Source organism: Stenotrophomonas humi (genome assembly GCF_001431415.1).
GTDB lineage: Bacteria > Pseudomonadota > Gammaproteobacteria > Xanthomonadales > Xanthomonadaceae > Stenotrophomonas > Stenotrophomonas humi.
Genome location: NZ_LDJI01000015.1, coordinates 50,156 through 74,626, shown reverse-complemented (window position 1 = coordinate 74,626; position 24,471 = coordinate 50,156). Strand labels below are relative to the sequence as shown.

The following is a 24,471-nucleotide window of genomic DNA, read 5'->3' as shown; positions in this document are numbered from 1 at the left end:
CCTATATTTAGCTTTCCTTACTTTTATGCATGGCCCATGCTTAAGACAGGCGCGTTGCGCCGGCATCATTTTTTCTAAAGTAAAAATTCAGGATAACTAACATCATGGGTGCAGTCCTTCCGTTGCTGGCGTTGCGCGCATTCGTCGAGACGGGCCGGTGCGGCAGCCTCAAGGCGGCAGCCGAGGCTATGGGGGTTACCCCGGGGGCGGTCAGTCAGCAGTTGAAGTTGTTGGTAGAACGAACAGGCGTGAACTTGTTCGTACGCAATCGCCATGGTGTTTCGCTCAGCCCGGCCGGTGCACAGGTGTATCCAGCCTTGCTCCGCGCCTTCGACACAATTCAGGACAGCATGGCGGTACTAGAGGCGATCAACGGGCGACAAACACTTACGATAAGCACTGTGCCGAGCTTCGCTGCATCGTGGCTGGTTCCGCGTCTGGGCCACTTTACCGAAAAGCATCCGGATATCGAGATACGTGTGGAGGCATCTTCGGCGCTGGTCGATCTGCGTCGTGACCGCATCGACGTCGCGATTCGTCACGGGCTTGGCCAGTATCCCGGGCTAGTGTCGCGACATCTGGCATCGCCGGTATTCCTGCCGGTAGCGTGCCCTCGGTTATTGGCCGATGGGCCGCGTATCCGCACGCCAAAGGACTGCCTGAAGTATCCGCTGCTGCAGGATTCGGATCGAAGCGATTGGCGTCTCTGGTTCAAGGCATTGGGGATGGCATACGATCCGCGCATCGAGCGAGGACCTGCCTTCGATGATGACGTGCTGCTGATCCGTGCGGCAGAGGCGGGCCAAGGGATCGCCATGGTACGTGACGTATACGTACAGGCCGAGGTGGCAAGCGGGCGGCTGTCGATTGCCTTCGATCATGCGTGGCCGACGGAGTTTGCCTACTATGCTGTCACCTTGCCTCGCGTGGATGAGAAACCTGCAGTTGCCTCGTTTCTGAGTTGGTTGCAGAGCGAAGCACAGGTCGATAGATCCTCGTTTTGATTGGATGTCGAGCATCACCCCCAAGTTGTTTGCCTTTGCAGAAGCGCTGCCATGCATCGCTCTGATACTAGGAATCTTGATCCGAGTGGATCAAGGCAGCACGTGGGCGTCTCCTGCATACGGCTTTCTTGTCGGCCTCCGGAACAAGTTTTCGATGAATCGGCGGCCTGACCGCCCGGCCAACAGTTCTGCCTGAGAACAGAGCCAAGCCGACGCTCAGTACAGCCAGCCCTCTCAAGTGCGGATGCAGGTGATATCCGTAGCCCTTACCTCGTTCGGCTGCGATACGGTGAACTAACGCCGGAGTGGATTGGGCATATGGACGTGCGGCATTAGCACCGCAGGATGCTGTATGCGATAGCCGTGCAACGCCTGCGACCCGTTCTCTCGCATCAAGCGAGCAACCCGGTTCTTGCTGCATGTCTCCCAGCTCTCCCGCAGGTCGAGAAATACCTTGGGTGCGCCATAAATGCGGTGGCTAGCGATAGTCGATGCACGTATCAGTCGAAGCAACCGGGCATTTTCCTAGGCTCGATCAGAAGCCGCATGTTCACACCAAGCGTAGCAACCAACCCGAGCAACACCTAGCAGATGACACACCGTCTGTATGCTGAACTCATCTCGATGCGGATCGATGAACTTGTAAGCTCACCGGGTTTTGCTGGTGACCTTGCCTCTAGACATGGCTGTCTCCCGAGGTTATCCCTGACAGGGTTCAGCTCTGTCCAGGAAATCCTGGGAACTCCAAGCCTTTGAGTGGCGGCTCTGGCGGACACCGGTGCCACTGCATTGGCAACACTCAACGCGCTCCAGCTGTTTCGCTTCAAGGGCGCTTAAAAAAAAGCGCCGTCCTCTGACCACGGTAGCGCTTAGTACCCACAGGTGTCGGCGTTGCGCAGGCTCGGTCGTCGGTAAAAGCCTTGCGCTGGCACATGAGTAGGCGTCTTCCATATGCAACGGATCCTCTGCGGCCGGCTTGCCCGTCATCGCGCGGCGGGCTGTATCGATGCGCCCGCAGATTGGTCAGCACATCCGCGCAAACGGCCACCAGTAAAGAAAGTGCTTGACCTTCCAAGCGTGGCATGCCCGACAAATCCCGCCGGAGCCACTTCGGTTCAGCAAACCAGATACCCAACCGCAGTCGCGAAAGGCACAACGATGACAATCACGCGCACCACCTTGATGACAGTGGCGATCAGCGCCGCACTTGCTTTAACAGGTTGCAAGGAGTCCGCGTCCGGCGCTGGATCCGCGCAGCCGCCCAGTGTGCCCGTAGCGGAAGTCATCGTGCGACCGGTAACGCCCTTCGCCGAGTTCACCGGCTCGCTGACCGCCGTAAAACAGGTGGAACTGCGCCCACGGGTCGCCGGCTATATTCAGGCAGTCAGCGTTCCGGAAGGGAGCTTCGTGGAGAAGGGCAGGGAGCTCTTCCACATCGACCCCAGGCCCTTCCAGGCAGAACGGAATGCCGCCGCCGCGCGTTTGCGCGAAGCAGAAGCGGCGTCGGCACTCGCCCATGCAGACCACGCGCGTACCGAACAGTTGTTCGCCCAGAAAATTGTCGCCCGCAACCGGCTCGATTCCGCCACGGCCGCGCTGAATTCGGGCAAGGCACAGGTGGACGCCGCCAAGGCGGCGCTGGACGCGGCGCAGCTGGATCTGAGCTTCACCCGTGTTACCGCCCCGATCAGCGGTCGGGTGGGGCAGGTACTGGTCACCGAAGGCAACTACGTCGCAAGTGGCGCAACGCCGCTCACCACGATCGTCTCGATCAATCCACTTCACGTCTACTTTGATGTGGATGAGCGCACCTATCTGCGTTCGCTGGCGGCGGGACGGTCGGACGGTTCTGCTGGTAGTTCGGGCTCGTCCAAGGTTGCGGTCGCGCTGGTCACCGACAAGGACTACACCCGCGAAGGGCGGCTCGATTTCCTGTCCAACGCGGCGGATCGCGGGACGGGTACGGTGCGCGTGCGCGCGGTGATCGACAACCCGGATGGTCAACTGACACCGGGTCTGTTCGCCAAGGTCAGGCTGGAGGCTGGGGCATCAAAGAGCAGCGTCCTGATTTCGGATCAATCGATCAGCACCGATCAAGGCCACCGCTACGTGCTGGTGGTGGGGAAGGGCGACACGACCGAATACCGGCCTGTGGAACTGGGCCCAGTGGTGGATGGACTGCGGGTCATCGAGCAGGGGCTGCAACCTGGCGAACGCATTGTCGTAAAGGGCTTGGTGCGCCCGGGCATGAAGGTGACGCCGCAGGCGAGCGCAATTTATGGCGCGCCGGTTAAAGCGCCTGCAAAACAGGGAGCAGCGCAGTGAATTTCCCGCGTTTCTTCATTGATCGACCGATCTTCGCCATCGTGCTTTCGGTGCTGATGGTGATCGCCGGCATCGTCGCGTTCTTCCAGCTTCCGCTGAGCGAATATCCCGCGGTCACGCCGCCGACCGTGCAGGTCACGGCGTCGTATCCCGGTGCCAATCCCAAGGTCATCGCCGAGACGGTGGCCGCGCCTCTGGAACAGGCCATCACCGGTGTCGAGGGCATGATGTACATGTCGTCGCAATCGGCGACCGACGGCCGGATGATCCTCACCGTCACCTTTGCCGACGGCACCAATCCGGACATGGCGCAGGTGCAGGTGCAGAACCGGGTGTCGCGTGCGTTGCCGCGTCTGCCGGCGGAAGTGCAGCGCCAGGGCGTCGTCACCCAGAAGACTTCGCCGGACATCCTGATGGTGGTCCACCTGCTGTCGCCGGACAGACGCTACGACCCGCTCTACATCTCCAACTACGCGTACCTGCAGGTCCGCGATGAACTGTCGCGCATTCCCGGCATCAGCGACGTGCTGGTCTGGGGCGCGGGCGAGTACAGCATGCGACTGTGGCTGGACCCCAGCCTCATTGCGGCGCGTGGTCTGACCGCCGGCGACGTCATTGCCGCCGTGCGCGAGCAGAACGTGCAGGTTGCCGCCGGCTCGGTGGGACAGGCACCCGATTCAACCGCCGCCTTCCAGGTGACGGTGAACACACTGGGACGGTTGACCGACGAAGAACAGTTCGGCGACATCATCATCCGCACCGGCGACAATGGACAAGTCACGCGACTGCGCGACGTGGCACGGATTGAGATGGGCGCCGATGCGTATGCACTGCGCAGCCTGCTTGATGGCGAGCCAGCGGTGGCGCTGCAGATCATTCAAAGCCCGGGCGCCAATGCACTCGATGTCTCCGCCGCCGTGCGCGAGACCATGCAGCGGCTTGAGAAAGGCTTCCCGGAAGGGCTGAGCTCGCGCATTGCATATGACCCGACGGTCTTCGTGCGGGCCTCGCTTGAGTCGGTGGCTACCACGTTGTTGGAAGCGATCCTCCTGGTCGTCATCGTCGTGGTGTTGTTCCTGCGCAACTGGCGCGCGTCCCTGATTCCGCTGCTGGCGGTGCCGGTGTCATTGATCGGCACGTTTGCGGTCATGCACTTGATGGGGTTCTCACTCAACACGTTGTCATTGTTCGGCCTGGTGCTTTCCATCGGTATCGTCGTGGACGATGCGATCGTGGTGGTTGAAAACGTCGAGCGGCATATCGAGGACGGCCAGGAGCCGATAGAAGCGGCAAGGCGTGCGATGCGGGAGGTGACCGGCCCCATCATCGCCATCACGTCGGTGCTTGCTGCGGTGTTCATCCCGACGGCGTTCCTGACTGGCCTGCAGGGCGAGTTCTATCGTCAGTTCGCACTCACGATTGCGATCTCGACGATTCTGTCGGCGGTCAACTCGCTCACCCTCAGCCCGGCACTGGCCGCGATGTTGTTGAAGCCGCGCAAGATCGCAAGCCCGCGTGATCCGCGCAGCCTGCGTGGCCGTGCCGAGCGTGCGCTGCAGTGGGTCAGTCGTCCGTTCGAGCGTGCGCCCGAGGCCTATGGCAACGGCGTGCGCAAGCTCGTGCGCGTCAGTGGTGTGGCCTTGTTTGTCTACGGCGGACTGCTGGCGTTGACCCTGTTCGGCTTCAAGGTCGTGCCGCCCGGGTTTGTGCCCATGCAGGACAAGTACTACCTGGTCGGCATCGCACAGCTGCCCAACTCCGCGTCGCTGGACCGCACCGACGAGGTCGTCAAGCAGATGTCGAAGATCGCGCTTGCCGAGCCGGGTGTCGAAAGCGTGGTCGCGTTCCCGGGACTTTCGATCAATGGCTTCGTCAACGTGCCCAACGCGGCTGTGATGTTCGTCATGCTTGATCCGTTCAAGGATCGTGCATCGCCCGATCTTGCGGCGACGGCAATCGCAGGACGGCTGCAGGCGAAGTTCGCCGGCATCCAGGATGGTTTCCTTGGTGTCTTTCCGCCGCCGCCCGTGCCGGGCCTGGGTGCAACAGGGGGATTCAAGATGCAGATAGAGGATCGTGGCGGGGTAGGGCTGGATGCGTTGGTCCAGCAGACCCAGATTCTGATGATGAAGGCGACCGAATCCGGCCAGGTCGCAGGGCTGATGACCAGCCTGGACGTCAACGCGCCGCAGCTTGATGTCGTGATCGACCGTACCAAGGCCAAGAGTCAGGGCGTGCCGTTGGCGGATGTGTTCGAGTCACTGCAGGTCTACCTTGGTTCGCTGTACATCAATGACTTCAACCGCTTCGGTCGCACCTACAAGGTCACCGCACAGGGCGACGCAGCGCATCGCATGCAGGCCGAGGCGATTGGTCAGCTGCAGGTACGCAACAACGCTGGACAGATGCTGCCGCTGTCGTCATTCGTGACGGTGACGCCAAGCTCGGGGCCGGACCGTGTGATTCATTACAACGGCTATCCATCCGCCGATATCTCCGGTGGGGCACCGCCGGGCGTCAGTTCGGGGCAGGTGGTGGCGGTGATGGAACGCCTGGCAAAGGAAGTGCTGCCTGAAGGCGTGAGCTTCGAATGGACCGAGCTGACCTACCAGCAGAAGCTGGCCGGCGATGCGGCGCTGTACATCTTCCCGCTGTGTGTGCTGCTCGCTTATTTGATCCTCGCTGCGCAGTACAACAGCTGGCTGCTGCCACTGTCGGTGCTGCTGATCGTGCCCATGTGTCTGCTCAGCGCGATTGGTGGTGTCTGGCTGATGGGGGGCGACAACAATGTGTTCGTGCAGATTGGCCTGATTGTCCTGGTCGGGCTGGCAGCCAAGAACGCGATCTTGATCGTCGAGTTTGCCCGGACACTGGAAGCGGACGGAATGAGCGCCGTCGATGCGGTGGTGGAAGCCTGTCGACTACGGCTTCGCCCCATCGTGATGACCTCGCTTGCCTTCATTGCCGGTGTCGTGCCGCTGGTATTGGCCACCGGCGCTGGCGCGGAAATGCGTCACGCGATGGGCATCGCCGTCTTTGCGGGCATGTTGGGAGTCACCGTGTTCGGTCTGTTCCTGACGCCGGTGTTCTATGTGTTGATCCGTCGCATCTCTTCTCGTTTCGAGAAGCGAAAGTCCGGCTCGGGTGGTCGTCCAGAGGAGATCGCATCGTGATCAATGGTCACCGTTTGTTGAACCTGCTTCCGCTTGGTGCAGGCGCCCTGTTGACCGCGTGTGCATCGGTGGGCCCCGACTTCTCGTGGGTTTCGCCGCCGCCCTTGCCGTCGGCGGCATTTCCGACCGACTTCGGTGCGACCTCTGCGGCGCTGGTGCCGGGCGCAGTGGATGCGGAATGGTGGCAGTCCTTCGACGATCCGGAGCTGACCTCGCTCATCCAGCGTGCGTGGGCGGCCAACCACGACATCGGGATTGCCACCGCACGCCTGGATGAGGCCCGGGCCATGCTGCGCGAGAGCCGGCAAGGCTATCTGCCGCAGGGCGGTGTAGGGGTGAGCCATGACAACTTCCGGCGCAGTGAAGTGGAAACGGCGCCGGGGCAGGCACGCCGTAGCGAGACCTATCGGGCTGCGATTGATGCGTCATGGGAAATTGACCTGTTCGGCCGCGTCCGCCGCTCGGCTGAAGCGGCTCACGCTGACGCCGGTTCCCGCGAGGCGCTGCTGCGGGGCGTGCAGGCGAGTGTGGCGGCGGCCGTGGCTGCCAGCTGGTTCGAGCTGAGCGGCATCGAAGCGGAGTTGGGCGTGGTTGCCGACATCACCCAAAGCCAGCGCGACAGCCTGCGTCTGGTCGAAGGATTGGTGGAAGCCGGTTCGGCCAATGAGCTCGACCGCCTTCGTGCAGAAGCGGCGCTGCGCAGCGTGGAAGTGGAAGCGCCTGAGTTGGAGCGTCGCCGCACGGTTGCCTCCAACGCGCTGGCCATCCTGCTGGGTGAGACGCCACAGACGTTCGTTGTGCCCTCATCGTCAACCGCACGGCCGATATTGGCGGTGAAAACGATCACCGTAGGCGATCCCGCCACGCTGCTGGTGCGGCGCCCGGACATCGCCGCCGCCGAGCTGAGCCTCGCTGCGGCCACCGCGCGCATCGGAGTGGAAACGGCAGGTCTGTATCCGCAGCTTGAGATCCAGGGTTCGATTGGCGTGGTTGCCGGCAGCCTGGGCTCCACCGGCGGCAGCTCCGCGTTGTCCAGCCTCTTTGCACCGCTGCTTCGCTGGTCCTTCCTTGATACCGGGCGGGTTCGCGCCAGGATCGCGGCCAGTGAGGCGCGTGCCCGCGAGGCGCTGATTCGCTACGACCAGGCCGTGCTGCGTGCGCTGGAAGAAACCGACAACGCATTCGGTGCTTTCAGCGCGGCCGGCACCGCCCTGCAGCTTCGTCTCCAGGAAGCCTCTGTCACGGAGCAGGCCGCGAGCCTTGCGCGGGCACAGTTTTCGCACGGGGAAGGCATCTATCTGGAAGTCCTCGATGCAGAACGTGCCGACTTTGCCAGCCGACGGGCCTTGGTCGTGGCCCGCACCAATCAGCGGTTGGCCATCGTCAGCATCTACAAATCACTGGGCGGCGGCTGGGTGCCATGCACGCGGGCAGACATTGACTGCGGTGGTGCCAGCGGTGCGTCGGATACGCGATTCACCGGTCTCCTGCCGGGCGCTTGACCTTTCCACCGTTGCAATCCCCAAGCTCATCTCAAAGGGATAGCTTGATAGCCGCCTGCAGGAGACCACCATGGTTAGCTCATCCCATCAGCCCATCATTCTCTACACGGCGCCGAGCTGCTCCGATTGCGACACGCTGAAAGCCTGGCTTGGTCACGAGGGCATCGACTTCGAAGAGCGCGATCTCTCCAGGCGCGACGTCATGGAGGAGGCGAGGGCGCGCACGGGTGCGCGTCTGGCGCCGATCACTGTCATTGGTGATGCGTTCTTTCAGGGCACGTTTCTCACGCAGAAACCGCTCTTGACCGTCGCACTCGGTCTGTCCAAAGGCGTCTGAGCGACGGTCAGGGACAAACGTGTTCCATGCGTATCGCGCGATGCCGATATGCCCTGATGGTTGAAGCAGCCATACGCGTCTGCGAAGACGCTCGCCTGCATCTTGGCAACGTCCACGCGCGCATCGCCGCCCCCACAAACGCCGGAGCGCACTAAGCCCCTCTCCCGTTTACGGGAGAGGGGTTGGGGTGAGGGGAAGCTCCTGGCAAGCAATCCCGCAACGCACCCACGCCAACCGAGCAGACCCAAAAGAGGGAAACCATGAATATCGGGCAAGCTGCCGCATTCTCGGGCGTTTCGGCCAAGATGATCCGGTACTACGAGAAAACCGGCCTGATTCCACGTGCAACGCGCTCCGAGGCGGGCTATCGGAACTACACCGTGCAGGATGCGAATAGCCTGCGTTTCATACGCCGCTCGCGTGATCTCGGTTGGACCGTCAAGCAGATCTCCGAGCTGCTCCTGTTGTGGCGTGATCGCGAGCGGCCCAGTGGCGATATCAAGAAGGCGGCGCTGTTCTATGTCGCCGACCTTGAGAAGAAGATCACCGTACTGCAAGCATTGGCGCATACGCTTCACACGCTCGCCAACAGCTGCCACGGAAACAACCGTCCCGACTGCCCGATCATTGAGGGCTTGGCGGACTTCGGCATGGAAACATCTGCCTCGTCGCGCGGGCGTAGAACAGCGGAACCTTCCTCTTGAGACTGCAAGGGGTAACGCATTTGCGTAGATCCGTGCTGTTCCAGTAAGTACGACACCCGCAGATGGTCATCACCCGCGTCGCGCGTTCCGCCAATCTGAACTGAAAGAAATGGACGCGCCGATCTCGCTGGATTGCTGATTGACATTGCCACGCAGTCAACACCCAAGGTGGTCGGCGCGACAATCACTCAGGAGATCAAGATGCTTCAGTTCCATATTCCCAACATGACCTGCAGTTCGTGCGCCAAGCCGTTGGAGAACGCGTTGCTGAGCGTCGACCCGTTGGCGCAGATCGAAACCGATGTTCCGGCGCGCCTGGTGCGCATAGAAACGGCGCTGGAGGAAGCGACCTTCCTCGCCACGTTGGCAGAGGCCGGATATCCACATCACCCGCAGCTAGGCCGCTGATTTCCTCATTCGGAGAAAAATTCCATGTTGATCAAACAACTGCTCACTTTCGGCGTGGCCGCAATCGGTACAGCCGCATTACCTTCGTCGGCTTCGAATGATGTCCTCAACGGAACCTTCGCACTTTCGGGCACTGCCGAAAAAGTCACTGCCGAACTTTCCGTCGAAGAAACCGGCCCGCTTTCTCGCGAGCTGCTGATCACCTTCACCGACAAGACCACCGGCAAGCGCATAGCGCATTTTGACGAGGAACTGAGTCAGGAGCTGCACGTTCTGGCAACCGACAGCAATTTCTCCAGCTTCCTGCACGAGCATCCTGGCAAGGTTGGGGCAGATGGCCGGTTCCGGGTCGCGATGAACTTTCCCAAGCCAGGCGTCTACCATGTCTTCGCTGACGCAGTCCCCGCCGGTCTCGGTCAGCAGGTTGTTCGATTCGAAGTTCCCGTGGATGCGCCTGTCGATGCCGTAGCGCAGGCAATCCCGTCTCACCAGGAAGGGAAGGATGGCCCTTATACGATCCAGTTGGATCAGATGGGACTGCAGGCCGGAAAAGAAAACATGTTGACCTTGACGGTTCTGAAGAACGGCCAGCCGGCGCAAGATCTGGACCTCTACCTTGGTGTGCCGGCCCACGCGGTGTTCGTAGGCACCGATGACCTTGCGTATGTTCACGCGCATGCGATGTCGGCAGATGCGGCCGAAACTGCACACGGCGGACATGGCAAACACGGTTCAGAGCATGGCCAGTCCGGCCCGGTGTCCGCACAGATGATGCTCCACGCAAAGCCGCCTCATGCAGGTAAATATGCACTTTGGATTCAGTTCATGGGCAATGATGAAATTCGTACAGTTCCGTTCGTCGTTGATGTCGCTAAGGGCTCGTAAGCTGCAGATTCCCACCTCGCTGTAGCCATGGCTGGGGTAAACCCCCAGCTACGGCATGCTTGGGCGGATAGCCCGGGAATCGAGCTTCCGGTACATCTGCCTTGCCGGATGACCCCGCTGTGAAAGACTTCGATAGGGATCCGCATAGATTCAGTGATTCGCGAATTTCGATGTACATGGAAACCCGCCCCGAACAGTGCGGTCGCAAGTCCAACGATTGATTTCATCAACAAGTAAACGCACAGGGCCCGGCATCGTCCGGGTCTTGTGCGTTACCGTTTGAGAAAGGAGACAAAGAATGCAGCGGACAGACGCGATGGCCTGCACGTTCCACTTGCCATGGCATTGGTAGCCGTTGACTGCGGAGCAGTCCATTAAGGTTTTGCCCAGGCGTGCTGCGCAAAAGCTTTGGGTTTATCTATTGACCATGCCAGCGTTGTAAGCCGAACACTCGATATCAATCGCAATAAGCGAACAATTGATATTGGGGAACTCCAATGCAGAAAAACAAACCTGATCCGAAGAGATGGGCCGCCCTGGCTCTGCTTTGCGCGGCTCAGTTCATCGTGATCCTTGATACGTCCATCATCGGTGTGGCATTGCCTGCCATGCAGACTGATCTGGGTTTCAGCGCCAGCGGGCTCAGCTGGATCTTCAATGCCTATGTGATCGCCTTTGGTGGCCTGTTGCTGCTTGGGGGACGGTTGGGCGACTTGCTCGGTGCCCGCCGCATTTTTGCGAGCGGATTTGTCATCCTTACCGCGGCTTCGCTGCTGGCAGGGCTGGCGCAAAACCAAGAAATGCTGCTTGCTGGCCGTGCACTGCAGGGCGTAGGTGCCGCATTGATTGCCCCGTCCGCACTGACGATCGTCATGCGCCTTTTCGGGCACGATGGCGCCGAACTTGGCAAGGCATTCGGTTTTTGGGGCGCCGCCGCTGCCGCCGGTGGCTCGGCAGGGGTGTTCTTGGGGGGCGTCATCACCGAATGGATGACTTGGCCCTGGACTTTCTTGGTGAACGTGCCGCTCGGCTTGCTCGTGCTGACACTGATTCCGGCCGTGCTCCGCAAGTCTCCGCGCAGCAACGGCGCCGTCGACTGGTTTGGGGCGATCAGCGTGACAGGTGCTCTTGTGAGCCTGGTCTATGCCATCGTCACCATCGAGTCGGCTGGGCTTGGTTCTCCGCAGATTCTGACATTGCTGGGGATTTCGGTCGCCCTGTTCGTTGTCTTCCTGATTGTCCAGTTCGTGCGACGCGAGCCGCTTCTTCCCTTGGCTATCTTCAAGGCGCCGAACCTGGCAGCGGGCAATCTTGTGATGGCACTGCTCGGTGCCGCCTGGATCCCGCTTTGGTTTTTCCTGAATCTCTATCTTCAGCAGATTCTTGGCCTCTCCGCGCTGGCCAGCGGTTTCGCGCTCCTGCCGATGACCGCAACGATCATGATTGTGATGGTCGGGTTCTCGGGCAAGCTGATCGGAAGGCTTGGCGTCAAACCCAACCTTGTGCTCGGATTGCTACTGATGGGGGGCGCACTTCTGATGTTCGGAAATCTGCCGCTGGACGGTTCATTCGCGGTGAACGTTCTCCCGGCCTCCCTCCTCGCCGCCTTCGGTATGGCGCTGGCGTATATCCCAACGACGATGACTGGCATGGCTGGCGCCAAGCCTGAGGAAACCGGCCTAGCTTCGGGCCTGATCAATACTACCTACCAGATCGGCTCTGCCATTGGTCTAGCCGTCATGGTTGCGCTCTCGACTTTCGGTTCCGGCCAAGGCCAGACCGCCGAAGGCATGCTGGCGGGTTTCCAGGTCGCTTTCCTGGGAGCGGGCGCTACGGCCGGTTTGGCGGCGCTCGCCGCTCTGATGTTCGTTGGATCTACCGGTCCGCAAAAAGAGGTGCCGGTCGGTTAACCGCCCTCAAGTCAGCGGAGGCAAAGCCTCCGCTGACAACGGCATGGAGCAATCCCTATGCCGGCATTGCTGAAGACTGGGCGAGGTCTACTCCGGCTCGGCGAACCTCGTCCGAGGTCCGTCGATCGAGAACACGTCATTCCGCCTCATGAGTCGCGAATTATTTGATCGACGCTATATCGATCAAATGAAGTTAAAGGAACCTCTTCCCGCTGTTGCTCTCAAGGCTCAGAGAGATCTACAAACATCTATCGAAGCTGACTTAAGCGAGGTCTATCGTAAGAGTAGAGCAGAGCCCGAACGCCCGTCCGGTTTTCGGGAGGAACAGACGGCTTCTGGCAGAGAGAATGGCCGGGCAGATCAGGAGGATTAGGAAGATTTATCGGGGGTAGGGGAGGGGGAGCTGGCCTTCTCGAACAAGCGATCAAGGGTTACTGATACCATCCCAGTGGGGGAGTGCTGGCTAGGGGGCGAGATGCACAAACATGATCCGGTTCGACAGATTAGTTTCATTCAGCAGGCGCTGTCGCAGAACCGTAAACCCATCGGCTTCTTTCTAGGCGCAGGATGCCCACTGTCGATCCGCGTCAATGAGCGCGAGGAGGATGGAAAAACTATCACCGACCCGTTGATCTGGGACGTGGCAGGGTTGACGAAGGTGATCGCGGAACAACTGTCCAGCAAGGACGTCGCCAACCCGTCGACTTGGGACAAGATCGTCAAAATCGTGACCGATGACGGCGGTGATGGCGGTAACATTGAGCTCTTGCTCAGCCGCATCCGCGTGTTTGCGAGTGTCGCCGGCGCCGGCGATGTGCGTGGGCTGACCGCCGCCGATCTCATCGCTCTCGACAAGAGTGTCTGCGATGTGATTTCCAAGGAGGTAACCCGCACGCTTCCGACAAAGGACAGCCCCTATCACAATCTGGCGATCTGGAGTCGCTCAATCCGCCGTGAGCGGCCCGTCCATCTCTTTACAACCAATTACGACCTGCTCATGGAGCAAGCGCTCGAGGAATGTTCGGCGCCCTACTTCGACGGCTTCATCGGAGCTCGCAAGGCTTTCTTCGACCTCGGTGCTGTTGAGGATGAGGACTTGTTGCCACCGCGATGGACTCGGCTGTGGAAGATCCATGGCTCACTCAACTGGCGCCTGGAGAACGAGACGGACGTCGTTCGAACCGATCAGAAGACCGACAAGCAGAGCTATCTGATCTACCCATCGCATCTCAAATATGATCAGAGCCGCAAGATGCCCTATCTCGCGATGCTTGATCGCTTGAAGGCATTCCTGCTCGCGCCGTCGTCGCTACTCTTCATCTGCGGCTATTCCTTCGCAGACGAGCATATCAACGACGTCATATGCCGCAGCCTTGAGGCGAACCCGACTGCGCATGTATTTGCTTTTGTCCATGGCGAGCTAGAAGCAGAGAAGTACAAGCTCGCGTGCCAGTGCGCGCTGGCGACCCCGAATCTGAGCCTGCTGGGTTTCGACAAGGCGATCATCGGTCGCACGCCGGGTGACTGGACAGGCGACGGCGCGGATGACCTTGTGTTGCCGCCCAGTATCCTCGTGAAGGACGGCGACAAGGTCACCGTGCGGCTCGGCGACTTTGCTGCACTCGGCGCGCTGCTGCGTGGTCTCTCCGGTGCTAGGACGAGCGATGATCCGGCCTGACCTAGCCGACCGAGCGACCGTCATCGGCACGGTCCAGGACGTGAGCGGGACGTCGGTCAGCGTCACCTTGACGTCGGACCGCTTCTCGGGCCTGAGCTTTGTCCACGGCCAGGGCCACAAGATCGGCCAGATCGGCAGCTTCGTTAAAATCCCGATTGGTTATGTCGACCTCTATGGGATCGTGTCGCAGGTCGGGGCGAGCGCGGTTCCTGAGAAGGCCGCACTTTCGATGCCCAATGGCCTACGCTGGATGACGGTCCAACTGATCGGCGAGGGCTATCGGACGGGCCGGTTTCAGCGCGGTATCTCGCAGTATCCAACCTTCGAGGACGAGGTCCATCTCGTTTCCGAAGCCGATCTTCAGGCGATCTATGGCCGGTCGGATAAGCAGAACCACCTCGTCCGCGTCGGTTACGTCGCGGGCAGCGAGTCGATTGATGCGCTGGTCGACGTCAACAAGCTGGTGACCCGTCACAGCGCCGTGGTCGGGACAACCGGTTCGGGCAAGTCGACGACGGTCGCGGGGCTCTTGAATGTCTTGTCAGACGAAAGCCGCTTTCCGTCAGCGCGGATCGTTGTGCTCGATCTCCACGGCGAGTATGGCAAGGCACTCGGCGATCGAGCGAATATCTTCAAGATCAGTCCGGATGCTCGCAACGCCAATGAGCATCAGTTGTGCATTCCCTTCTGGGCGCTGAGCTTCGATGAGCTCATGCGGGTGACGCTCGGAAGCCTTCCGCAGGACGGCAAGGCACGCAACATTATTCTTGAACAGGTTCTGGAAGCCAAGATCGCGAGTTTGGTCGCGCAACCCATCGAGGGCGTTGATCCGGCCAGCATTACCGCTGACAGCCCGGTTCCTTTCTCACTCAACAAGCTCTGGTATGAGTTGTATTGTCGAGATTTTGGCACCTATTTCAGTGCCGACAATGCGACCCCCCTCAACCCGGCCAACTGGGCCTATGAGCTCGACGCTTCACAAGCGAAGTTGGTGGGTGACGCCCAAGCGGGCATCCCGCCTCGTTTCCGCAAGGTCAAGAATATCGGGGCGGACAAGGAGAAGATCAATTATCTCCCTGACGGCATTAACATAAGAGGGGCGCTCGAGGCACTCGGTGCCCGGCTTCGCGTCGCCCGTTACAATTTCTTGCTGAAGGCAGGTGACTGGCATCCCGAGCTCGACGGGAAAACGACTAAGACGCTCGCCGACCTGGTCGGCCAATGGCTCGGCAGCGACAAGCCGATTACTATCCTCGACCTGTCGGGCATCCCCTCGACCGTGACGAACGACATAATCGGCAATATCCTGCGCGTTCTCTACGACGGCCTCTTTTGGGCCCGGAACCTATCGGAAGGTGGCCGCGAGCGTCCGCTGCTCGTCGTTATGGAGGAAGCGCACAGCTATCTTGGCGGCGATGGGAGCAGCGCAGCCTCGATCGCGACGCAGCGTATCGTCAAGGAAGGTCGCAAATATGGGATTGGCGCGATGATCGTCAGCCAACGCCCGGCTGAGATCAACCCGACGATCCTGTCGCAGTGCGGGACCTTCTTCGCGATGCGGTTGAGCAATTCCACCGATCGCTCGCATGTGACCAGCGCGCTCTCGGACAATCTTGAGGGCCTGACAAGTATGCTGCCAGTGCTGCGCACCGGTGAGGCGATCATCTTAGGTGAAGCGGTTCGATTACCGATGCGCACCATGATCCAGGCGCCACCCCGCGATCGTCGTCCCGACAGCCAGGATCCACTAATCTGCGACGAGGTCGCGCCCGAAGAATCGATGACGCCGGGCGGTTGGAATCTGAAGACCCATGTCCCCGCGGACTATCGCTATTTTGTCGAGACCTGGCTCCAGCAGAACCCGGTCCACACTCCACCCAAAAAGGAATGACACACATGGCCTGGCACGAATTCGCTCCCTTTACATCGTCGAACATTGCTGCAATCCGCTATGACGAGGATCAGCTGCTGCTCGAAGTCGAATTTCTCAACGGCAGTCGCTATCAATATTATGAAGTGCCGCCGCAGCTCGCTCAGGCCTTCGATCAGGCAGGATCGAAGGGGGAGTTCCTCGCGGCGTCTATCAAGGGTCACTATCGTTACAGCCGGGTCTAAAATGCCACTTGTCAGCCTCGATCAGAAAAATATTCGCGTTCAGTTCGGTGCATTCGAGGTCGACAACAGAATCCTGTTCGAATTCTTCAACAAGCTCGCCGCCGCGGATCGCGACGAGCAGCTCCACAAGGCCCTCTATATTGGCGTTCTGGCGCTCATGGAGGACCGGCTTTCAAGCTTCCTCTCGCGAACCGCGAACGAGCTCGGCACCGAGCTCGAAAGCCTGAAGTTTATCTTCGACATGAAGAAGGAACTTTTCTATCGGTCGGCAGTGAAGGGGGTGCTCGCCGAGGCTGATATCGCCGACTTCCTTTCGGAGTTTTTCGATCGCCAGAAGATCACAGACAGGATCGAACTGACCGGCGATCGCGCCGGTATGATCCGTCGCAACAAGACAGGCGATATTGTCTGCCATCTAGCCGGCGACAGCGGCAAGCGGATCGTGATCGAGTGCAAGTTCGACAAGAGCATCCGCCTGGGGGACATCCAGACTAAGGACGTCTTCACCAAAAAAGCGGATACCGCCTGGAGCCAACTGCTTGAAGCGCAGGCCAATCGCGACGGTCAGGCCGGAATCATCGTGTTCGACGCATCGCTTGTCGACAACAGCATCCTCGCCGCCGTCCAGGACCTGAAGTTCCTTCCCGGTATCGGCCTGATCGCAATTATAGATTCTCAGAAGGGCGATTATCGCAATCTCGCCATCGCTTACATGCTGGCGCGCGACATTGCGCTCAATGCTAAGACGCTCGAGCTCGACACCGACGTCCTCAAGATCATCGTGAACCGGCTGATCAAGGATGCGCGAGACATGGCGTTGGTGAAGCATCTCGTCACCGCCAACATCGAAAATATGAAGCAGATCCTCGCGCAGATCGAGAAAGGAATCCTTCTTGCCGAATTCAATCAGCGCTACCTCATCAAGTTCCTCGCCGAGGGGACCCTCACTAAGGAAGACATGCTCGATTTTTATGCGGGTGAAGAGGTCAAGGAGCGTTTCCGGCTCGTCGAACGCGAGATCGGCGACCTTTGCGCCTGAGATCTCGAATTCCCGCCCTGCAGGCGGCCTTGTCCCGAGTTAGCACCTTAAACCTGTAAGTCAGTTTTCGGCCGCTTTACTTTGTGTCACTCGATGATGACGGCCATGCAAATGCTGATCTCGGGCCTTTGGCCATTTGCAGACGAGCTCAGATCACTTCAGCAAGCGAGCGGCAGGATTATCTTCCGCAGCTCCGGCCTGGAAGTAGCCAATCACGCTCGCCACGGAACGGTGCTCGGTCATCGCCATCACCGCCGGCAAGGATACGCCTTGCTTGCCAGCTTCGGTGACAAATCCAGACCTGAGACTGTGCGCCCCAAAATCCCCCTCCAGCCCCGCCAACCGGGCCCGGCGCTTTACGATCGCGGCCACCGAGCCCGGGAGCAGGGCAGGGCCGACCCGCTCCCTCCAGATCCGCCGAAAGATCGCTCCCTCATGGATCCCCGCCGCCTCCAGCCAGGCAGTGAGCGCGTCGGCGCTGCGCCCCAGGATTGGCTTGTCCGGGGTCGAGTCCGCCGTCACCCCGGCCTGCTGGGTCTTCGAGTACTCCAGCCGATAGATGTAGCCGTCCTCGCCGACCTTGCGCAGGTCGCGCATATCCGCGGCCGCGATCTCGCTACGTCGACGCCCGCCACTGGCAAACCCGAAGCAGAGCAGGGCACGGTCACGCAGGCCTTCCAGGGTGTCGTCGCAGGTGGCCAGCATGGCCTCCAGTTCGGGGCGCGTGATCGCGGTCTTCTTGGTGGGCCGCTCGCCGCGTTTGACCGCGGCGCGCCGGGCCCGACTCAGCAGCGTGCGGACGCTGGGCAGTTCGCACGGGTTGGCCTGGCGCTTGAGCTTGTGCGCCGTCGACAATACGGCCACGCGTTGGACCACGGTCGAGAGCTTCAGGGGGCCGACCCTGGCCTTGAGACCGGCCGTGACCAGAGCCTGATCCAGCGCCGACGGCAGCTCGCTGACCAGGCCGGTCTTGCTCTTACGCTGGATGTGATCGACCAGGAACTGGATCACCACAGCCTCGCTGACCGGCAAAGTGAGCTCGATGCCGTAGCGGCCTTGGTACCAGCCAGCCCAGTAGCGCAGGGCGGTGGCGTAGCTGCGGGTGGTGTTGGCCGCAGCCGCTTCGGCGAGCAGTTCACGCACTGCGTCGGCAGCCTGCTGGGCCAGCTGCTCGGGGAGCACCAGGTTCGCGGCCGTCGCCGCCACGGCAGGTAATGTGCTATTTCGCTTCATAATATGTAATGTACGTTATGAAATAGAGTGCGTACTAGCGATAATCATCACTTATCGCGAGTACGCAATCAATAGAGTAGGGCGCCGATACAGGAGACGTCAGCATGGCCCGCGGCATCACCGAAGTCACAGCTCGCAGTGTCGGCGCAACAACGTGCCTCTGCGGATCAGCGGCAGGAGCAACTTGATATCGCCAGACTGGGGCTGGAAGCTAGGCTGCACGAGACGCAGGAGTTGGCCAGATCTGAGCGCGATAATCTGATGGAACACGCCAGATCTGTCGAAAATCGTGCCGCACGGGAAGTCGATCAAGCCCGTCAGCAGGCCAAGGAAGCACAGGTCAAGTTGGCATCTGCAGGAAAGCTCCACGCCACAACCGAGCAGTCACTGGCCGCTGCTTTGAAGGCTGCCCAGAAGGCAGCGACTGAGGCGGCGAAAGAGACGGACCGGCAACGGGCGAGATCCGAAGTCCTGGAGGAACAATTGACCAAGATTCCTGCGGCTATCGAGGCGGCTTTGCGTAGTAAGCGTAAGCTTTCAGCCCCCAGGAAGAAGACGGCAAAAACCCGCTGATGCGTCGGTTGCTCAGCTTTTCTGCTTGGACTGCCCTGAACCACGGTGGACAGCTGCATCTGAGGTCTTGGAGGGGCAACTGACCAAGATCCCTGCAGCGATCAAGGCAGCCATTCGTGATACGCAACGGCCGGTCGCGCAAGCTCAAGCTGAGCACGCTGGACGCCAACTAAAGTCGTTACTTTCTTGAAAGGGGCGCCAACTTCAAAGAAGTAGCACTAATACGTTGAGCGGCGTAACACTTTTAGTTGGGCGGGCTGTCATGCGGGCTGTGTGGAAAGGTCATCGTGCTGTAAACGGCAGAGCCAAAGCCGTCTTTGTTTTACATAATATACATAACGCCGAGCATAGCAGCCGAAGCAAGGCGGGTAAGCATATGATTCCAAAGGCGAATTTCGGCCTTTGAAGAAGCCTGTTCGGCCCGGACTTTGATAGCTTCAGACGGGTCGACTTTGGACAATTCCACCAGAGCCGCCAAGTGCTCATCGGTAATTTTTCCGCCCTTCCGCCAGACAGAAACGGCGCTCCGCGACACTTTCAGCTTGCCTGCAAGTTGGTTGTCCGAGGTCAATCCGCATGCCTGTTGGGCTGCGTCAATGAGGTGATTAATTCGGCTCATGTTGAATGTCTCTTGACAGGAGTGTCGAGCATCAGTTTACATCCGCCCAGTGTCGAATGTCGTTCAACACCTGTCCCGGTCTCCCTAGAGCCGGATGCGGGCTTCTAGGGCGCTAGGGGAGGGCTGCGAGATGGGTCAATTACTGTTGCGAGCAATGTTCCTAGCCCGGACGCGGAGCGGTCTTCGCCTTCTCGTTCTGACCATCTGCGTCCTCATCCGCGAGCAGTGCCAAAAACGCTTCCGCAGTAGCTTTGAGCTCAGTCAGCTGAGTGATGAGGTTGCCGAAGTACTTCATGTCGACTTCGTTCAACGGTTGAGTGAGGTCCCGACTATTGGCGCTCTCCTCAAAGCTTCTCCTGGCCGCAGTGGTGACGAAGACAAGAGATTGAATCCGCTCCAACGAGGTCACCTGTTTTGGTCTCAGCAGCGGAAGTACGTCAATCATTCGATCTGTGTGAAGGAAGTTGCCGGCGAATGTGCCGACCGTTCTAAGTACGGCCGACCTAGGGAGCGTGCTAATGCTTTCCTTCTGAAGAATGACTTGTGCACCCGCAACTATGTTTCTGAGCTGATATCTCAGATTCCTAATAAGCGCTCGATCGCGTCTCTCAGTCCGCTCCCTGTCCTCTCGTTGAACATACTCATTGTGTTCTTGGGAGCGCTGCGATATGCGCCAAGCCATAAAGCCGATCACCCAAGCGCCCGCAGCCGCCACTGCAGCTGCGAGTGCTGCAACCCAATCAGCTGCATTGCCCTTCGTGCTGAATGTTCCGGTGGCCCAGCCTCCAAACATCGCGCCTGCGCAGAACAGCAATACACCGGCACTCCATATCTCGATCGTCGAGACTTTGTGGTCTCCATTGCTCATCTCGCCCCCCTAGGCGCTCATTCCATTCGGGGGATTCTGGCATGACCAGCATCCTCCTTGCTCTCTGCGGTGTGTGCGGCTTCTGCCTCGGTCGCGGATCCGTCCTGCTGATTTCATGGATCCTTGACCGCCGCGATTCGCGTGTTGATTCCGCGTACCGCGCTGCTCGCCTCGTTGCCGTGTCCAGGGCGGAGGTGGGTCGTGCTTGATTTCCTTTTCGGTTTTGCAGTTGTTGCGTGGGTCGTCTCCCTGTTTGTCTATCTCCGTGGTCGCAGCCGTGGCTGACCGTCAGATTCCCTACGGCGTTCGCAGCGCCAACCCGCGCTTCTACCAGCCGTTGCCACCTTCGTCGCACCTGGACGTGGAAGTTGAATCGGTCCGCGCCATGCCGGAACCGGAGTACGTCATTGAGCAGCGCATTGGTGATGGTGATTGGCAGCAGAAGTGCCGTTACGGCGGTGACGTTGTATGGGCCGTAGAGCGCGTCCGCTGGTGGAACGCGCTGCTGCGTGGCCGTCGCTCCTATCGCGTCGTTGCAGTCCTCGGCAGCAGCCGCTCCGTCGTTTTTGGGGAGGGCATGCACCATGTCTGAAGCCGGGGCTTTGGGACTCCCCTCGTCTAACAGGGGAGTCAGTGAAACTGAACAGATAGGGGTGGTGATCGACTGGTTGGCTACCGCTTTCGATCTTATTTCCGTCCTTGACGTTTACGGCATGGTCGATGATCGCAAGGCGATCCTTGATGATCTGGATGGCCCTATTGGTTCCTGCGTGCGTCCTGTCGCCCAGGCATTGGCCGATCATTTCTTCCCGGCGTTGTTTGAGCTTGGTGAGCCATCCCGTGGCCGCTTCTACAACTGGCGCGTGGCGCTGTTGGCAGGCGGTGAGCATGTGGGCCTGTTGGAGTTTGGAGGCCTTGCCACGGTTCGCAAAGACGGTACCCACACTGGGCGGCTGGAACTCACGGGCAACGGTTGCCGCCTGTATGAGGCCAGCAGTGGCGATGACCATGCGCAGCGGTGGTCGTCGCTCGCTTCACTGCTGGGTCTCTGTGATGCGCGTATTACGCGCGTCGATATTGCGGCAGACGACTTCCTTGGTCAGTGGCCCGTGCAATGGGCCATTGATCGTTACAACGAGGGCGGTTTTGACCGTCGTGGCCAGCGTCCAAAAGCGCGCCTGATTGATGACATGGGCAACAACACCGGCAAGACGTTCTATGTCGGCAGTCGGAAGTCAGAGCAGCAGCTGCGGGTGTACGAAAAGGGGAAAGAGCAGGGCGACCAGCTGTCGCCGTGGGTTCGGTATGAGGGCGAGTTTCATGCCAGCAACCGGCGTGAGCTTCCCCTGGACATGCTCGTGGATCCGGCGCCGTACTTGGTCGGGTCATATCCCATTCTTGATTTTGTCGGCGGCATCGGCGAACGCCTGCGCATTGCCACTGAAAAGCTGCTTGCCAACTGCAAGCGCGCCGTCATGCATTTCCGTCGTCAGTACGGGCCAATGATCAACGCGATGTTGCACGCCAGTGGTGGCGACGAAGCAACGCTTTCACGCCTGATCGTCGGTACCGCACGCGCCAAGTTGCCGCCGTGGTGCCCGCGTCCTGAGGACGCTGCGCAGCTGCTTACCGCAATTCTTTTCGCCCCTTCGGGGCATATCGAAGCCCAGAAAGGGCAGGAGTAAGTCATGAGTCTGTTGATCGAAATTCGCAACGAAGCAATCGAAGGCAAGCACGGCACCAGCCGCAAGACCGGCAAGCCGTACAGCATCTACGAACAGATGGCGTTCGTGTCGCTGCCCAGCGGCGAAACGCGCCGTATCACCCTGCAGCACGAAGAAGGCGACAAAGCCTTGCCGGTGGGCAAGTACGAGCCCAAGCCCTCGGCCTACTGGGTGGGCGACTTCGGCGCACTGTCGATCAGCACCCGCGCCAAGCACTGGGACGCCGTCAAGGCGGCACCAGTCACCAAGGCGGCATAACCCATGTCCGACCAGCCGGAATCGCTCTACGTCGTTGGCTGCGCACCAGAACACGTGCAGCCCGATGGCGTGTGCGCGATTCCGGTCTGGATGCCATACCACCAGCCAATTCTTCCGCCCCTGGACTTGGCAGATGGGAGCTTGGTGGCCTTCGCCATTGTTGGCGTGTGGGTCATCGGCTTGAAAGCGCGTCTCGTATTCCGCGCGGCGCGTACATAGGGGCAACCAATCATGCGAGGTGTTTTATGAAGAAGGTTCTCAATACGGGTCGTCGTTTCGCTGCCACCACGGGTGGCAAGGTCGCTGCCGGTGCATCGGCCCTGATGGCTTCGGGTGCCGCATTCGCCAGTGGTGGTTCACCGGGTGCTGCCATCGCCGGTGAGCTGTCGGGCGGCAAGGCCGATGTGATGCTGGTGGTCGCTGCGGCGGCAATCATCCTCGGCGCGATCATCCTGTGGGGCTACGTCAAGAAGGCTCGCTGATCGGCGGGGCAGGGGATCGGGAGGGGCGCACCGTCATGGTCGCCCCTTTTTTCTGAGCGAAAGGAGGGGGTATGGGTTACTTCGTGATTATTGCAGTGTGCGGCGCATGCTGGCTTGCGTTTGAGGGCATGTGATGAACCTTGGGCGCATCTTTGCCAGCGCCGTTGCGCGCCGCGTTGCATATGTCGTTGTTGCTGCGATCCTTGCATGGGCCGGTATTGGACGGGCGCATGCGGCTTCTCCGATGGGTGTGTGCGACTACGGCCAGAACTGCACACGCGCACAAGCGTTAGCTGCGATCAATGATGGAGCTGGGTTTTGCAATCGTTGGTCTTCCGGCGCGACCGCAACGTACATGACATCGCCGTACTTAAGTGGGTCGAACCAGTACTTGGCAAAGATCAAATGCCAACCTTCCAACCCGAATACCTCCTCGAGCATCTTTGAGCTGTACACGATTTTCTATACCAGCTGCCCGAGTGGTGAGGTCTGGAATGAATCCAATGGCGGATGCCAGAAGCCGTGTACGGTTACTGACAGGCCATCATCAACCGTGCCGCGTTCTCCGTTGAGTGGTTCGCTGGGCTGTAACACCGGTTGTGTTGTGACGTATCGAAACAACGGCGACGACACCAGCACGGTGAGCGTTACCGGTGCCATGTGCGGGCCGGACTTCAAGAACAATTGCCCGACCGGTTCGTTTTGGAACGGCATGATGGCGTTGTGCCAGCCGATAGACCCGACGTGTCCGGCTGGACAGATCAAAAAGGAAGGGGTTTGCGCTCCCGATAACAAATGTCCCCAGGGAATGGTCGCTGTGCAGGGCTCCACCCCGGGCGCAGTGCAGCAGGGGGAACTGTTCTGTAAGGCTGAGGCGAGCGAATGTCCCGCTGGCACGATCAAGGCGCCGGCCACCGGAAAGTGCATCCCGGGAGAAGGTCAATGTGCTGCCGGTGAAGCACGGCGTGACAACGGCACCTGCGGCAAGGATTCGGACGGCGACGGCAAGGCCGATGAAGACGACGACGATCCCAACAATGATCCCGACAAGGACAGTGCATCAGGCGGTGATAGCTGCGATGCGCCGCCATCCTGCTAGGGCAGTGCCATCGCGTGCATTCAGGTCAAGATCCAGTGGCGCATTGATTGCAACACGCGTCGTGCAGCGAACATCAGCGGCGGCAGCTGCGATGCGTTACCGGTGTGCACCGGCAAGAGTTGTGATGCCATGGAATACGCCTCTTTGATTCAGCAATGGAAGGCCGCATGCGCCCTGGACAAGCTCGCGAACAAGAAGCCGGGTGAGGAAGGTAGTGACGGTACCGACGGCAACGGCAACGGTGTTCCGGATGCCTTGGAGGGTACGGGCGAGGTTGGCGGTGTTGGCGATGGCGACGGTGACGTACAGGGCGCCAAGCGATTCGGTATTGGTGTTTCAACAAGCCTTCTGAGTCAGGACAACATCTTCGGCTCTGGCTCCTGTCCGCAGCCGCCGACGTTCAAGTACATGGGCGCAACCGTCAGCGGTTCCGATTTTCCTTACTGGTGCCAGGCAATGGCAATTCTTCGTGGATTGATCCTGATCTTCGGCGCCTTTACTGCGCTGAAAATTCTTATGGGATGGGGGTTCTGAT

The 24,471-nt window shown here is 60.0% G+C and carries 24 protein-coding genes; 20 read left to right on the top strand and 4 right to left on the bottom strand.

What is annotated here, in order from left to right; translation table 11 throughout:
* Positions 1-104: 104 nt before the first annotated feature.
* Entirely contained in the window at positions 105-1,004 is a 900-nt protein-coding gene (locus ABB26_RS08820; RefSeq protein WP_057633308.1) for a LysR substrate-binding domain-containing protein, read from the top strand.
* Between the two features lie 294 nt (positions 1,005-1,298).
* Here the strand turns inward: ABB26_RS08820 and ABB26_RS19680 are convergent, their stop codons facing one another.
* Positions 1,299-1,517, bottom strand: a complete 219-nt coding sequence (locus ABB26_RS19680) for an IS3 family transposase (protein WP_083490748.1) — start codon at positions 1,515-1,517, stop codon at positions 1,299-1,301.
* 645 nt (positions 1,518-2,162) lie between these two features.
* Between ABB26_RS19680 and ABB26_RS08815 the strand changes: the two genes are divergently transcribed.
* The 12 genes from ABB26_RS08815 (at position 2,163) to ABB26_RS08760 (ending at position 17,080) form a co-directional block, all read left to right on the top strand.
* Positions 2,163-3,329, top strand: a complete 1,167-nt coding sequence (locus ABB26_RS08815; RefSeq protein WP_057633307.1) for an efflux RND transporter periplasmic adaptor subunit — start codon at positions 2,163-2,165, stop codon at positions 3,327-3,329.
* Entirely contained in the window at positions 3,326-6,502 is a 3,177-nt protein-coding gene (locus tag ABB26_RS08810) for an efflux RND transporter permease subunit (RefSeq protein WP_057633306.1), read from the top strand. Before ABB26_RS08815 ends, ABB26_RS08810 begins: the two co-directional genes overlap by 4 nt.
* The gene (locus ABB26_RS08805) at positions 6,499-8,004 is read left to right on the top strand and encodes an efflux transporter outer membrane subunit (protein ID WP_269792849.1); all 1,506 of its coding nucleotides are present in this window, start codon (positions 6,499-6,501) and stop codon (positions 8,002-8,004) included. Before ABB26_RS08810 ends, ABB26_RS08805 begins: the two co-directional genes overlap by 4 nt.
* A 70-nt stretch (positions 8,005-8,074) precedes the next feature.
* Positions 8,075-8,341: a glutaredoxin family protein gene (locus ABB26_RS08800; protein WP_057633305.1), complete on the top strand. Its 267-nt coding sequence runs from the start codon at positions 8,075-8,077 to the stop codon at positions 8,339-8,341.
* A 260-nt stretch (positions 8,342-8,601) separates the two neighbouring features.
* Positions 8,602-9,045 carry a Cu(I)-responsive transcriptional regulator gene (gene cueR, locus ABB26_RS08795; RefSeq protein WP_057633304.1) on the top strand — a complete coding sequence of 148 codons (444 nt, stop codon included), beginning with the start codon at positions 8,602-8,604 and terminating at the stop codon, positions 9,043-9,045.
* A gap of 201 nt (positions 9,046-9,246) precedes the next feature.
* Positions 9,247-9,453, top strand: a complete 207-nt coding sequence (locus ABB26_RS08790; RefSeq protein WP_057633327.1) for a heavy-metal-associated domain-containing protein — start codon at positions 9,247-9,249, stop codon at positions 9,451-9,453.
* Positions 9,454-9,477: 24 nt separating this feature from the next.
* Positions 9,478-10,338 carry a hypothetical protein gene (locus ABB26_RS08785; protein WP_057633303.1) on the top strand — a complete coding sequence of 287 codons (861 nt, stop codon included), beginning with the start codon at positions 9,478-9,480 and terminating at the stop codon, positions 10,336-10,338.
* Between the two features lie 497 nt (positions 10,339-10,835).
* Complete coding sequence (locus ABB26_RS08780) at positions 10,836-12,248, top strand: MFS transporter (protein ID WP_057633302.1); 1,413 nt, start codon at positions 10,836-10,838, stop codon at positions 12,246-12,248.
* 475 nt (positions 12,249-12,723) lie between these two features.
* Positions 12,724-13,926 (top strand): SIR2 family NAD-dependent protein deacylase, encoded by a 1,203-nt coding sequence (locus ABB26_RS08775; protein WP_057633301.1) that lies wholly within the window; start codon positions 12,724-12,726, stop codon positions 13,924-13,926.
* Positions 13,913-15,817, top strand: coding sequence for an ATP-binding protein (locus tag ABB26_RS08770; RefSeq protein WP_057633300.1), 1,905 nt, complete (start codon positions 13,913-13,915; stop codon positions 15,815-15,817). The genes ABB26_RS08775 and ABB26_RS08770 overlap by 14 nt, the downstream gene beginning before the upstream one ends.
* Positions 15,818-15,822: 5 nt before the next feature.
* Positions 15,823-16,041, top strand: a complete 219-nt coding sequence (locus tag ABB26_RS19245; RefSeq protein ID WP_057633299.1) for a KTSC domain-containing protein — start codon at positions 15,823-15,825, stop codon at positions 16,039-16,041.
* Between the two features lies 1 nt (position 16,042).
* Positions 16,043-17,080: a hypothetical protein gene (locus tag ABB26_RS08760; protein ID WP_057633298.1), complete on the top strand. Its 1,038-nt coding sequence runs from the start codon at positions 16,043-16,045 to the stop codon at positions 17,078-17,080.
* Between the two features lie 153 nt (positions 17,081-17,233).
* On the opposite strand, the gene ABB26_RS08755 is transcribed toward ABB26_RS08760, so the two are convergent.
* Positions 17,234-18,313 (bottom strand): site-specific integrase, encoded by a 1,080-nt coding sequence (locus ABB26_RS08755; protein ID WP_057633297.1) that lies wholly within the window; start codon positions 18,311-18,313, stop codon positions 17,234-17,236.
* Between the two features lie 138 nt (positions 18,314-18,451).
* Here ABB26_RS08755 and ABB26_RS08750 point away from each other — a divergent pair, with 138 nt between their 5' ends.
* Complete coding sequence (locus ABB26_RS08750) at positions 18,452-18,886, top strand: hypothetical protein (RefSeq protein WP_057633296.1); 435 nt, start codon at positions 18,452-18,454, stop codon at positions 18,884-18,886.
* A 322-nt stretch (positions 18,887-19,208) separates the two neighbouring features.
* Here the strand turns inward: ABB26_RS08750 and ABB26_RS08745 are convergent, their stop codons facing one another.
* Together ABB26_RS08745 and ABB26_RS08740 are read right to left on the bottom strand one after the other, a co-directional pair.
* Complete coding sequence (locus ABB26_RS08745; RefSeq protein ID WP_057633295.1) at positions 19,209-19,505, bottom strand: hypothetical protein; 297 nt, start codon at positions 19,503-19,505, stop codon at positions 19,209-19,211.
* 160 nt (positions 19,506-19,665) lie between these two features.
* Positions 19,666-20,373 (bottom strand): hypothetical protein, encoded by a 708-nt coding sequence (locus ABB26_RS08740; RefSeq protein WP_057633294.1) that lies wholly within the window; start codon positions 20,371-20,373, stop codon positions 19,666-19,668.
* A 277-nt stretch (positions 20,374-20,650) separates the two neighbouring features.
* Here ABB26_RS08740 and ABB26_RS08735 point away from each other — a divergent pair, with 277 nt between their 5' ends.
* The 6 genes from ABB26_RS08735 to ABB26_RS19430 all read left to right on the top strand — a co-directional run bounded on the left by ABB26_RS08735 (position 20,651) and on the right by ABB26_RS19430 (position 24,470).
* Positions 20,651-20,965, top strand: coding sequence for a hypothetical protein (locus ABB26_RS08735; protein WP_152982606.1), 315 nt, complete (start codon positions 20,651-20,653; stop codon positions 20,963-20,965).
* The gene (locus ABB26_RS08730) at positions 20,958-22,058 is read left to right on the top strand and encodes a replication initiation factor domain-containing protein (RefSeq protein ID WP_083490747.1); all 1,101 of its coding nucleotides are present in this window, start codon (positions 20,958-20,960) and stop codon (positions 22,056-22,058) included. The genes ABB26_RS08735 and ABB26_RS08730 overlap by 8 nt, the downstream gene beginning before the upstream one ends.
* Before the next feature lie 3 nt (positions 22,059-22,061).
* Positions 22,062-22,355: a single-stranded DNA-binding protein gene (locus ABB26_RS08725; RefSeq protein WP_057633291.1), complete on the top strand. Its 294-nt coding sequence runs from the start codon at positions 22,062-22,064 to the stop codon at positions 22,353-22,355.
* A gap of 245 nt (positions 22,356-22,600) precedes the next feature.
* Positions 22,601-22,837: a hypothetical protein gene (locus tag ABB26_RS08715; protein WP_057633289.1), complete on the top strand. Its 237-nt coding sequence runs from the start codon at positions 22,601-22,603 to the stop codon at positions 22,835-22,837.
* Between the two features lie 133 nt (positions 22,838-22,970).
* Positions 22,971-23,936 (top strand): hypothetical protein, encoded by a 966-nt coding sequence (locus ABB26_RS19435; protein WP_245626176.1) that lies wholly within the window; start codon positions 22,971-22,973, stop codon positions 23,934-23,936.
* A gap of 129 nt (positions 23,937-24,065) precedes the next feature.
* Positions 24,066-24,470, top strand: a complete 405-nt coding sequence (locus ABB26_RS19430) for a virulence factor TspB C-terminal domain-related protein (protein ID WP_245626175.1) — start codon at positions 24,066-24,068, stop codon at positions 24,468-24,470.
* Position 24,471: the final 1 nt, after the last annotated feature.